This is a genomic window from Haloarcula limicola, from assembly GCF_010119205.1.
GTDB lineage: Archaea > Halobacteriota > Halobacteria > Halobacteriales > Haloarculaceae > Haloarcula > Haloarcula limicola.
In genome coordinates, this window is record NZ_WRXM01000001.1 from 567,733 (window position 1) to 579,664 (window position 11,932).

7 protein-coding genes are annotated in these 11,932 nt (G+C 66.2%); 2 read left to right on the forward strand and 5 right to left on the reverse strand.

All coding sequences use genetic code 11. From position 1 onward, the window contains the following. Positions 1-3: 3 nt before the first annotated feature. From GO488_RS02910 to gyrB, 3 genes are all read right to left on the reverse strand, one after another. Positions 4-1,047: an FAD-binding oxidoreductase gene (locus GO488_RS02910; RefSeq protein WP_162316300.1), complete on the reverse strand. Its 1,044-nt coding sequence runs from the start codon at positions 1,045-1,047 to the stop codon at positions 4-6. A gap of 250 nt (positions 1,048-1,297) precedes the next feature. Next, positions 1,298-3,751, reverse strand: a complete 2,454-nt coding sequence (gene gyrA / locus GO488_RS02915; protein WP_162316301.1) for a DNA gyrase subunit A — start codon at positions 3,749-3,751, stop codon at positions 1,298-1,300. Then, entirely contained in the window at positions 3,748-5,676 is a 1,929-nt protein-coding gene (gene gyrB / locus GO488_RS02920) for a DNA topoisomerase (ATP-hydrolyzing) subunit B (RefSeq protein WP_162316302.1), read from the reverse strand. Before gyrB ends, gyrA begins: the two co-directional genes overlap by 4 nt. A 179-nt stretch (positions 5,677-5,855) precedes the next feature. Here gyrB and GO488_RS02925 point away from each other — a divergent pair, with 179 nt between their 5' ends. Then, positions 5,856-8,246, forward strand: coding sequence for a DNA topoisomerase VI subunit B (locus GO488_RS02925; protein ID WP_162316303.1), 2,391 nt, complete (start codon positions 5,856-5,858; stop codon positions 8,244-8,246). A 1-nt stretch (position 8,247) separates the two neighbouring features. Then, positions 8,248-9,354: a DNA topoisomerase IV subunit A gene (locus GO488_RS02930; protein ID WP_162316304.1), complete on the forward strand. Its 1,107-nt coding sequence runs from the start codon at positions 8,248-8,250 to the stop codon at positions 9,352-9,354. Positions 9,355-9,400: 46 nt separating this feature from the next. Here GO488_RS02930 and GO488_RS02935 read toward each other — a convergent pair whose 3' ends face one another. Both GO488_RS02935 and ligA read right to left on the reverse strand, forming a co-directional pair. Beyond that, positions 9,401-10,147, reverse strand: a complete 747-nt coding sequence (locus GO488_RS02935; RefSeq protein WP_162316305.1) for an MBL fold metallo-hydrolase — start codon at positions 10,145-10,147, stop codon at positions 9,401-9,403. A gap of 72 nt (positions 10,148-10,219) precedes the next feature. Next, complete coding sequence (ligA, locus tag GO488_RS02940) at positions 10,220-11,878, reverse strand: ATP-dependent DNA ligase LigA (protein WP_162316306.1); 1,659 nt, start codon at positions 11,876-11,878, stop codon at positions 10,220-10,222. Between the last annotated feature and the right edge of the window lie 54 nt (positions 11,879-11,932).

An 11,932-nucleotide genomic window follows, 5' to 3' on the forward strand; every position in this document is an offset into this window, starting at 1 on the left:
CGGTCACCCGAACCCCTCGTACTGCATCGAGTCCTCGGGGACGCCGACCGCCTTCGCCGCGCTGACGAGCGTCGTCACCATCGCCGTGACGCCGCAGGCGTACAGTTCGGCGTTCTCGGGGTGGATTCTCGCGTCGATGTCCGTCTCCGGCTGTTCGGTCGCGACGTCCGCGAACGCGTCGGGCAGGTCCGCCTCGTCGAGTTCGTCCACCAGGTACTTGATGAACACCTGCTGGACGTAGTCGGTCTCGCCGTCCCAGTCGGTCAGCAGCGACTCGCGGGTCAGCGTCGGGACGAAGTGGAAGTTCTCCCGCTCGTCGGCGAGGTCGCGGAAGTGCTCCCCGTGCGGGATGTCGTCTTCCCAGCCGCAGCCCAGGAACAGCCAGATGTCCCGCTGTTCCCCGTCGACGGTATCTCTCCCCTCCTCGAACGTGTAGTCGATCATGCTCTTGAACGGGGCGGCACCGGTCCCCGTGGCGAGAAACACCATGTCCCGACTCGAGGGCTCGTCCAGCGTCATCTCCCCGTTCGGACCGCGGACGACCACCTGGTCGCCGACCTCGAGGTCCTGGAACAGGTCGCTCGTCAACCGACCGCCGGGGACCCGCCGGATGCCGAAGGCCAGTTCGTCCTCGTTGGGCGAATCCGCCAGCGAGTACGCCCGCGGCGTGTCGTGAAACTGGAGCGTCACGTACTGTCCCGGCGCGAAGTCGATCTCCTCTTCCGCCCGGACCCGCACCTGCAACAGCGACGGATAGGCCCGTTCGAGCCGGTCGACGAGCGTCGAGATGTCGTCGCGGCGGTGCTCCGAGACGTCGACCGCGTCCAACCGCTCGGATAGCTCGTCCCACTGGTACTCCGCGCCGTCGTGGATCTCGTCGAGCCAGTTCGCCCCGTCGAGGGGTTCCAGCTGCCCGCGGATGGCCTCTTCCACCGCTTCCGTGCGGTTGTCGTCCATCGCCTCCGCGAGCGTCACCGTCGCGGATTTCGTCGCGAGGGGCAGCTGTTCGGCCCGCTCGTGTTGAGACAGATGCTCCCGAACGTCCATACCCGCTGTACCACCCCCGCCCTGTTAGTCCCTCACCTTTCATTGACAGCGGCGCGTCGCTAACTGGACGGGTCTGCACCAAAAAGCTCGAATCGCACAGCGATTCGAGTCCGCTACTCCTCTACCGCGACCGCCGACGGGACGACCGTTACGCTCACAACGCACCTTTTTCTTCATCGGGTCGCTGTCGGCGACCACTCTTCGAAAAATCTGCACCAAAAAGCTCGAATCACACAGCGATTCGAGTTCGCTACTCCTCTACCGCGACCGCCGACGGGACGACCGTTACGCTCGCGACCTTATCGCCCTCATCTAACCTCATGATGGTGACGCCCTTCGTGTTGCGACCGACCTGCGAGACGTCACCGGCCCGGATACGCATTATCTGGCCCCGTTCGGAGATGATGATGAGGTGGTCGTCGTCCGTGACGGCCTTCGCCGTCGAGACGCGCCCGTTGCGCTCGTCGGTCTTGATGTCGATGAGGCCCTGCCCGTAGCGGGACTGCGGGCGGTACTCCGAGAGGAGCGTTCGCTTCCCGTAGCCGTTCTCGGTCACCGTCAGCAGCGCCCGGTCGTCGTCGTCGTCGGTGGCGACCATCGCCGCCACCTTGTCGTCGCCGGTCAGTTTGATCCCGTTGACGCCGCGGGCCGACCGCCCCATCTCGCTGACCTCGTCCTCGTCGAAGCGGATGGTCATCCCCTCTTCGGAGGCGATGACGAGGTCCATCGTGCCGTCCGTGACCTCGACGTCGATCAGTTCGTCACCGTCTTCGAGCTTCGCGGCGCGGATGCCGGTCGAGAGGATGTTCTCGAAGTCAGTCGCGCACGTCCGCTTGACGTAACCGTCTCGGGTGACCATCGTGATACACTCGTCCTCCTCGAAGTCGTCGGTGGAGACGACGGCGGTGAGCTCCTCGCCGTCGTCCAAGTCGATGAGGTTGATGGCGGACTTCCCGCGCGCCGTGCGAGACATCTCGGGCACCTCGTAGGTCTTCAGCCGATAGACCTGCCCCCGATTGGTGAAACAGAGCAGGTAGTCGTGGCTGTTGGCCCTGAACACCTTCGAGACGCGGTCGCCCTCCTTGGGGTCGGCCCCGATGATGCCCTTGCCGCCGCGGTTCTGCGGGTCGAACTGCTCGACGGGCATCCGCTTGATGTAGTCGTCCTCGGTGATGACGACGACGCAGTCCTCCTCAGGGATGAGGTCCTCGTGCGTGACTTGGCCCGCGTCCTCGATGACGTTGGTCCGGCGCTCGTCGTCGTATTCGTCCTTGATCTCCCGGAGTTCGTCCGTGATGACGCCGTCGAGTTTCTCGCGGCTCGCGAGGACGGCTTCGAGGTAGTCGATGGTGTCCTGGACGTCCTCGTACTCCTCCTGTATCTCCGCCGCTTCCATCGAGGTCAGCGAGCCGAGCTGCATCCGGACGATGTGGGCCGCCTGTTCCGCCGAGAAGTCGAAGTCCTCCTGGAGGCCGTCCCTGGCGGCGTCGCGGTCCTCGCTGTTGCGGATGAGTTCGACCACGTCCTCGACGTTCTCCAAGGCCTTCAGCCGCCCTTCGAGGATGTGGGCGCGCTCTTCGGCCTCCGCCAAGTCGTGTTCGGAGCGTCGGCGGACGACCTCGCGGCGGTGCTCGACGTAGTGCTGGAGGCTCTCCTTCAGCGAGAGGACCTGCGGCTGGCCGTCGACCAACGCGAGGTTGATGACGCCGAAGGTGGATTCGAGGTGGTGGTCGAGCAGTCGGTTCTCGACCACGTCGACGTTCGCGCCGCGCTTGAGTTCGATCACGACGCGGACGCCGTTGCGGTCGGATTCGTCGCGCAGGTCCGAGATGCCCTCGATCTTCCCCTCGTTGACGTCGTCGGCGATGCGCTCGACGAGGCGGGCCTTGTTCTCCTGATACGGGAGTTCGCTGATGACGATCCGCCCGGCCTCCCGGTCGACCTCGTACTCGGCGCGCACTCGCAGGCGGCCGCGGCCGGTCGCGTACGCCGAGTAGATGGCGTCGCGGCCGACGATGTTGCCGCCGGTCGGGAAGTCCGGCGCCTTGACGTGTTCCATCAGCTCCTCGACGGTGGCCTCCGGATTCTCGATGAGGTGGACCGTCGCGTCGACGAGCTCGCCGAGGTTGTGCGGCGGGATGTTCGTCGACATCCCGACCGCGATGCCCGACGAGCCGTTGAGCAGGAGGTTCGGTACCTTCGCCGGCAGCACGTCCGGTTCCTGCAGGCGGTCGTCGTAGTTACCCGAGAAGTCGACGGTGTCCTTCTCGATGTCTTCGAGCAGTTCCTCGGCGAGGGGGGCCATCCGCGCCTCCGTGTATCGCATCGCGGCGGCCGGGTCGCCGTCCATCGAGCCGAAGTTCCCCTGGCCGTCGACCAGCGGATAACGCATCGAGAAGTCCTGTGCCATTCGGACGAGCGTGTCGTAGATGGCCGAGTCGCCGTGCGGGTGGTAATCACCCATCGTCTCGCCGACGATGGACGATGACTTCCGGTGGGCGGTGTTCGAGGAGACGCCCATCTCGTGCATCGCGTAGAGGATGCGACGATGGACCGGTTTCAGCCCGTCGCGCACGTCCGGCAGCGCGCGGCCCGCGATGACCGACATCGCGTAGTCGATGTAGGACTGCTCCATCTCGTCCTCGATGCGGACGTGCTTGATGCGGTCCGCCGGCGCGTTGGAGTCGGGTACGTCGGAGCTCATATGTCCACCCACTCCGCCTCAGGCGAGTGTTCCTTGATGAACTCCTTGCGCGGTTCGACGGCGTCGCCCATCAGGATGTTGAACATCTTGTCGGCGGCCGCCGCGTCCTCGATGGTGATCTGCTTGAGGATGCGGTTGTCGGGGTCCATCGTCGTCTCCCAGAGCTGCTCGGGGTTCATCTCGCCCAGTCCCTTGAACCGCTGGACCTGGGTCGGGTTGCCGTTGCACTTTTCCTCGACGATGCGGTCGCGTTCCTCCTCGGTCATGGCGTCGTAGGTGTTACCGCGGTAACGGACGCGGTACAGTGGCGGTTGCGAGGCGTAGACGTAGCCGGCCTCGATGAGCGGCTTCATGTGCCGGTAGAGGAGCGTCAACAGCAGTGTCCGGATGTGCGCGCCGTCGACGTCGGCGTCCGTCATCATGATAATCTTCTCGTAGCGGACGTCTTCGATGTCGAACTCGTCGCCGATGCCGGTTCCCAGCGCGGTGATGAGGTTCCGTATCTCGTTGTTCTCTAAGATGCGGTCGAGGCGGTGCTTCTCGACGTTCAGAATCTTCCCCTTGATGGGGAGGATGGCCTGGAACTCGGGGTTGCGCCCCTGTTTCGCGCTCCCGCCCGCGGAGTCGCCCTCCACGACGAACAGTTCGGCCTCTTCGGGGTCCCGGGTCTGGCAGTCGGCCAGTTTCCCGGGCAGGGCCGTCGAGTCGAGCGCGGACTTCCGGCGCGTGAGCTCCTCGGCTTTCTGGGCGGCCTTGCGGGCCTTCGCGGCCTCGACCGCCTTCCCGACGATGACCTCGGCGGTGTCGGGGTTCTCCTCGAAGTACGTCGAGAGGCCGTCGTGCATCGTCGACTCGACGATGCCCCGTACCTCGCTGTTGCCGAGCTTTGTTTTCGTCTGGCCTTCGAACTGCGGGTCGGGGTGTTTGACCGAGATGACCGCCGTCAGGCCCTCGCGGATGTCGTCGCCCTTCAGCGTGTCGTCTAAGTCGTTCAACAGGTCGTTGTCGGTCGCGTAGTCGTTGATGACGCGCGTCAGCGACGTCTTGAACCCGGTGAGGTGCGTCCCGCCCTCACGCGTGTTGATGTTGTTTGCGAAGGCGTGGATAGACCCCTGCAGGTCGTCGGTCCCCTGCAGGGCGATCTCGACTTTGACCGGCCCGTCGGCGATCTCCTCCTCGGCCTCGAAGTAGACGATGTCGGGGTGGAGGGGTTCTTTGGTCTCGTTCAGGTACTCGACGAACTCGCGGATACCGCCGCCGTACTCGAAGCGCTCCTCGGTGCCGTCCCGCTCGTCTTCGATAGTGATGGCGACGCCGGAGTTGAGGAAGGCGAGTTCCCGAAGCCGGGACTCGAGCGTCGAGAAGGTGAACTCGCCGGTCTCGAAGATGTCGTCGTCCGGCCAGAATCGGACCGTCGTCCCGGTCTCTTCACCGGGTTCGAGGTCCCGAACCCGCTCTAGTTCGTACTCGGGTTCGCCGTGGTCGAAGCGCTGCTTCCAGAGCGCGCCGTCCCGCTTGACCTCGACTTCGAGCCACTTCGAGAGGGCGTTGACGACGCTGACGCCGACGCCGTGGAGGCCGCCGGAGACCTGGTAGGACTTGTTGTCGAACTTCCCTCCGGCGTGGAGGATGGTCATCACGACTTCGACGGCCGGGCGGCCGTGCTCTTCGTGTTCGTCCACGGGGATGCCCCGACCGTCGTCGGTGACGGAGACGGAGCCGTCTTCGTGGATAGTTACGTCGATAGTGTCACAGTAGCCCGCGAGGGCCTCGTCGATAGCGTTGTCGACGACCTCGTAGACGAGATGGTGGAGACCGCGGGCATCGGTCGACCCGACGTACATCGCCGGCCGTTTGCGGACGGCCTCTAACCCTTCGAGGGTCTGGATCGACTTTGCGCCGTACTCATCAGACTCTCCTGACATAGGAACTGATTTCCTTTAATCGATGCGGGATTATAAAGTTCCCGCACGCGCGTGTGCGCGGCGTCCCACGGTGACGATAAGCGGGTCCTACCGACCGCCCGACCTCCCCGCGACCGCGTTTCACTTTCACCCTGGTGGCGATTACCTTTTAACCTCCACGGCGGTACCTATGGCACGACATGACCTCGTATCAGTCTCAACTCGGCGAGGGAGACGGCATCGCCGAGGAGTTGGCCGAATCTCAGCGGGCCATCTCCATCGCCGAGTTCTTCGAGAAGAACAAACACATGCTCGGCTTCGACTCGGGGGCCCGGGCGCTCGTCACCGCCGTCAAGGAGGCGGTCGACAACGCGCTCGACGCCTGCGAGGAGGCCGGCATCAAACCGGACATCTACGTCGAGATCCAGGAGGCCGGCGACTACTACCGCCTCGTCGTCGAGGACAACGGCCCCGGCATCACGAAGGAGCAGCTCCCGAAGATCTTCGGGAAGCTCCTCTACGGCTCTCGGTTCCACGCCCGCGAGCAGAACCGCGGTCAGCAGGGTATCGGTATCTCCGCCGCCGTCCTCTACTCGCAGCTCACCTCCGGCAAGCCCGCGAAGATCACCTCCCGGCCGAAGGGCCAGGCCGACGCGCAGTACTTCGAACTCATCGTCGACACGGACTCGAACGAGCCCGAGATAAGCGTCGACGAGACCACCTCGTGGGAGCGCCCGCACGGCACCCGCATCGAACTGGAGATGGAGGCCAACATGCGCGCTCGGGGCAGCCTCCACGACTACATTCAGGACACCGCCGTCGTCAACCCCCACGCCCGCATCGAGTTCGACGAGCCCGGGCTGGACGAGCCGCTGAAGTTCGAACGCGTCGAGGGCGCGGGCCTCCCCGACGAGACCGAGGAGATCCGCCCGCACCCCCACGGCGTCGAACTCGGGACGCTCCTGAAGATGCTCGAGGCGACCGATTCGTACTCCGTCTCCGGCTTCCTCCAGGAGGAGTTCACCCGCGTCGGCGGGAAGACCGCGCGGAGCGTCGTCGAGAACTTCAACGACCGCCACTACGGCCGCGGGATGGCGTGGCAACCGCCGAAGGTACAGGAGGAGGTCGACGTCGCGTCGGCCGTCGAGGAGGCCGTCGCCAACAAGGGCGCGGCGGCCACCAGCGAGTTCGCCGACTCGATCTCGGAGGCCGTCCACGACCGCGATAGAGTGGCCCACCACGAGATCGAAGCGATCGTCGCCGAGGCCGCCGAAGCGGTCGAGGCCGACCACGATACCACCTTCGGCGAGACGGTACGGGAGAACGCCGTCGCCGCCGCGTGGTCTGTCGTCACCGACGAGCGGGCGAGCGACCTCTACGGGCTGGTCGACGCGGCGACGACCACGCGGAAGGACGACGCCGTCGTCGAAGGGCTGGCGAGTCGACTGGCGGATAAATTCGACTCCGAAGGGCGACACCGTCTCACCCGCGACGAGTTCCGCGAGTACGTCGACCGCGCGGCCGACATGACCGAGGAGCAGGACGACGCCACCTTCGGCGAGACGGCCCGCGAGAACGTCGTCGACCAACTGTGGGACGCGGCCGTGCGGGTCCCCGACGACCCGCCGAACGTCTCGGCGGTGGCCGACGACCGCGACACGGCGAGCGAACTCCTGACCGCGATGCGGGAGACGGACATCATGTCCCCGCCGACGGACTGTCTGGCCCCCATCACCGCCGAACTGGTCGAGTCCGGACTCCGAAAGGAGTTCGACGCCGACTTCTACGCCGCCTCGACCCGCGACGCGGCGGTCCACGGCGGCGACCCGTTCATCGTCGAGGCCGGCATCGCCTACGGCGGCGAACTCAAGGCCGAGGGCAGCGTCGAAGTGATGCGCTTCGCCAACCGCGTCCCGCTGGTCTACCAGCGCGGCGCGTGTGCGACGACGGACGTCATCAAGACCATCAACTGGCGAAACTACAACTTAGATCAGCCCGGCGGGTCGGGCGTCCCGAACGGCCCGGCGGTCATCATGGTCCACGTCGCCTCGACGAACGTTCCCTTCACCAGCGAGTCGAAGGACGCCATCGCCAACGTCCCCGAGATGGAAGACGAGATCGAACTCGCCATCCGGGAGGCCGCCCGCGAGCTCAAGAGCTACCTGAACAAGCGCCGCTCGATGCGCCAGCGCCGCGAGAAGCAGGACAAACTGGCGACCATCCTCCCGGAGATGGCCGAGAAGTTGACGCAGGTCACGGACAACGAGGAGCTGAACATCGACGACTCGATCGCCCGCATCATGAACAACGTCCTCGTCGAGCGGGAGATCGAGAACGGGACGGTCCGCCTCATCGTGGAGAACAACGACGACGTGAACGCGGACGTGGACCTGACCGACATCGTCACGGCTCGCCCCGAGGTCACGAACGGCGCGAACGTCGTGGAGATGGACGGCGAGTGGTTCGTGAAGTGGTCCGCGACGGTCGAGCCGGGCGAGACCGCAGTGTTGGAGTACAGCGTGGCAGACGACGCCGAGTTCACCGTCTCGGTCGACGGCGTCGAGGACGAGAAACTGACGGTGGACGCCTGATATGAGCACAGAATCAGACATCCCACAGAACGAGGAAGAGGCCCGCGAGAAACTCATCGACCTCGCGGCGGAGTTCTACGACCAGTTCGCAGAGGGCGACGTGCCGCGGATGACGCTGCCGACCCGGACGAAGTCCAACATCGAGTACGACGAGGACAAGGACGTGTGGGTGTACGGCGACCGCACCTCCACCCGGTCGGCGAAGTCCGTCTCGGGCGCGGAGAAGTTGCTGAAAGCGACCTACACCATCGACTTCCTCGCCCAGCAGTTAGAGGAGGACCGCTCGTCGACCCTGCGTGAACTGTACTACCTCTCGGAGTCGTGGGACTTAGAGGAGGCGCAGTTCAACAGTCAGGACGAGTCTAACGACCTCGTCGAGGACTTGGAGATCGTCTCGGAGGTCACCCGCGAGGACTTCCACATGCGGCCCGAGGAATCGGGGGCGACGCTGATGGGACCGCTGCAGATCCGCGAGCAGACCCGCCGCGGCGAGCGCGAGATCCACTGTCAGGAGGACGTCGGCGAGGGCGGCTACCAGATTCCGAACAACCCCGACACCATCGAGTTCCTCGACCACGACGCCGACTTCGTCCTCTGCGTGGAGACCGGCGGGATGCGCGACCGGCTCGTCGAGAACGGCTTCGACGAGGAGTACAACGTCATCGTCGTCCACCTGAAGGGCCAGCCCGCGCGGGCGACCCGCCGGATTACCAAGCGACTCCACGACGAACTCGACCTGCCAGTCGTGGTCTTCACCGACGGCGACCCGTGGTCGTACCGCATCTACGGCTCCGTGGCCTACGGCTCCATCAAGTCCGCGCACCTCTCGGAGTACCTGGCGACGCCGGAGGCCGAGTTCGTCGGCATCCGCCCGGCCGACATCGTGGAGTACGACCTGCCGACCGACCCGCTCGGCGACTCGGACATCAACGCGCTGGAATCCGAACTGGAGGACCCGCGCTTCCAGACGGAGTTCTGGCGCGAGCAGATAGAGCTCCAGCTCGACATCGGGAAGAAGGCCGAACAGCAGGCGCTGGCCTCGCGGGGTCTCGACTTCGTCACCGACACGTACCTGCCCGAGCGGCTGACCGAGATGGGCGTCATCTGAGGGCCGTCGCGCTCGGACGCGAGCGGGTTATCGGACGACGAGGTCCTCAGTCGCGGTCTAAGACGACCGGGACGCGGCGGCCGGCGACGTCGGCGGCGAACGCCTCGTCGTCGGCCTCCAGCGAGTCGAACGTGTTGTAGTGCATCGGGAGGACGAGGTCGGGGTCCATCGCCTCGGCCAGTTCGGCCGCGTCGTAGCGGTCCATCGTGTAGCTCTGGGAGATAGAGGGGACGAACAGCGAGACGTCGAGTTCCGAATGGCCCGGAAGCACGTCCGAGTCGCCCGGCCAGAACACTCGGACGCCGTCTATCGAGACGAGGAAGCCACAGCCGATCCCCTTCGGATGGATCGGGTCGCCGCTCTCGTCGACGTTCGGCCCGTCGGGGTCGTTGTACGCGGGGACAGTCCAGATGGGCACGTCGTCGACGACGAGTTCGTCTTCCATCGAGACCTCCCGAACGTCGTAATCGAGGTCCGAGAGGCGCTCTAGGTCGCGGCCGGAGTCGCGGACGTTGATGCCCTCGAAGGCGACAATTGTCGCGTCGTCCTTCGCGACGCGGCGGATGCCGTCGGGCTCGTAGTGGTGGACGTGCGTGACACAGACCACGTCGCCGTCCTTCGGGGCGTAGTCGCGCGTCTCGGGGTGGCCGACGCCGGGCGTATCGGGTTCCCACTCGCCGGTCAGGACGCCGTACCGCCCCGGGTCGAGGTAGACCACGGTGTCCTCGCCCTCCAGTCGGAGCGTCGCGTAGCCGAGCCACTCGGCCGTGATACCGTCGTGTCTGATGGTCATATCGGTGATACAGACGGTGGCGGTATACGCCTACTGGTCGCGAATCGTTCCGGCGTGCGACGCGCGAGCGGCTCACTCGCTCTCGGCCAGCCGCGTCACGCGGTCGAGCGAGTCGGCGGCGTCGGGGGGCTTGTCTTCCCGAACCGCGAGGAATCTCGGGAACCGGAGCGCGTAGCCCGACTCGTAGTTCGTCGAGGACTGGATCTCCTCGTAGCCCACCTCGAAGACGAGTTCGGGCGAGAAGGACACGTCTCGGCCCTCGCTCGCGGTGACGCGGGGTTCGAGGCGCTCGGTCAAGTCGTCGAGTTCCTCGTCGGTGAGGCCGGTGGCGACGTTGCCGACCGTCGCGAAGCCGTCGTCGGTCCGCACGGAGAGTTCGAACGTCCCGAAGACGTTCGCTCGCCGGCCCTCGCCCCACTCGCCGCCGGTCACCACGCAGTCGAGCGTCTCCACGTCGGGCTTCCGCTTGCGCCAGTTCTTCCCGCGCTTGCCCGGCGTGTAGGCCGCGTCGGGGTCTTTCAGCATGATGCCCTCGTGGCCCGCGTCGAGGGCCGCGGCCTCGATCTCGGCGATCTCGTCGGCGTCGTCGGAGAGCCGGAGGTCCGAGACGGCTTCCTCAGAAACGAGCGAGTCGAGCGCCGCGTGGCGCTCTCGGAGCGACGCGTCGAGTAAGTCCTCGCCGTCGGCGTGCAGGCAGTCGAAGAGGTGGAGGCGAACCGTCACGTCCTCGCGGGCCGCCGCCACGTCGTGTTTCCGGCGGAAGCGCCGTAGCACCTCCTGAAAGGGGAGCGGGTCGCCCGCGTCGTCGACCGCGACCACCTCGCCGTCGAGGATGGCCGGCGCGTCGAGCGACTCCTCGACGGTGGCGACGATCTCGGGGAGCGGGTCGGTCACGTCCTCCATGTTCCGCGAGAAGAGGGTCGCTGACTCCCCGTCGAAGTGGACCTGTACGCGAGCGCCGTCGTACTTCCATTCGACGGCCGCTTCCTCCCAGTCTTCCAGCGCGTCGGTGACGGTGCCGGCCTGTGCGAGCATCGCCTGCACGGGCCGACCGACTTCGAGGTCTATCGCCTCGAGTCCCGCCTCCCCCTCGTCGCGGGCCACCTCCGCGACGTGGCCGTAGTCGTTTGAGACCTGCAGAGCGCGCTCGACGGCTTCGACCGACACGTCGAACGCGTCGGCGATCGCGTCCCGGACGGTGCCGTCGCCGACGCCGATGCGCATCTCCGAGAGGACGAGTCGGGCGAGGTAGCGCGCTTCCTCGGCGTCACAGCGGTTGAACAGGCCGAACAGCATGTCGACCTTCGTCTCCTGACTGCCGTCGCCGGAGACGGCTGCGAGGTCCGACAGCTCGCGGGCCACCTCGGCGACGGTGAGGGCGTCGCTCCCGCCCTCGTCCCCGCCGAAGGCGGCCAACCCCCGCTGGCCGCCGAAGTCGTAGCTCGCCGCCACGTCGCCGATCTCGCCCCGCTCGGCCAGCCGCTCCTCCACGTCGTCGGCGCTCACGTTCCGTCCGGCGGCCCGCGCGATGGCCTCGTAACAGAGTCGCGGGCCGATATCGAGCGTGGTCGAGGCGTGGGCGGGAAATACCCGCCCCTGCGCGAAGCGAGCCAGCGTATCGAGGTCGTCGTCCGCCTCGGCCAGTAGCGCCGTGACGGATTCGATTATGGCTGTATCGGCGCTCTCGGCTTCGATGGCGGCGGCGCGGTCGGCGAAGGCGGCGAACTCCATCGGCCGTCCCTACCGGACAGGCGACCGTAAACCCAGCGTCATACGGCAACTGAC

Bases quoted from the DNA above. Each gene is read 5' to 3' on its own strand.
- GO488_RS02935 (WP_162316305.1), bottom strand. From the start codon at position 10,147: ATGACCATCAGACACGACGGTATCACGGCCGAGTGGCTCGGCTACGCG.
- gyrA (WP_162316301.1), bottom strand. From the start codon at position 3,751: ATGAGCTCCGACGTACCCGACTCCAACGCGCCGGCGGACCGCATCAAG.
- GO488_RS02910 (WP_162316300.1), bottom strand. From the start codon at position 1,047: ATGGACGTTCGGGAGCATCTGTCTCAACACGAGCGGGCCGAACAGCTG.
- gyrB (WP_162316302.1), bottom strand. From the start codon at position 5,676: ATGTCAGGAGAGTCTGATGAGTACGGCGCAAAGTCGATCCAGACCCTC.
- GO488_RS02930 (WP_162316304.1), top strand. From the start codon at position 8,248: ATGAGCACAGAATCAGACATCCCACAGAACGAGGAAGAGGCCCGCGAG.
- ligA (WP_162316306.1), bottom strand. From the start codon at position 11,878: ATGGAGTTCGCCGCCTTCGCCGACCGCGCCGCCGCCATCGAAGCCGAG.
- GO488_RS02925 (WP_162316303.1), top strand. From the start codon at position 5,856: ATGACCTCGTATCAGTCTCAACTCGGCGAGGGAGACGGCATCGCCGAG.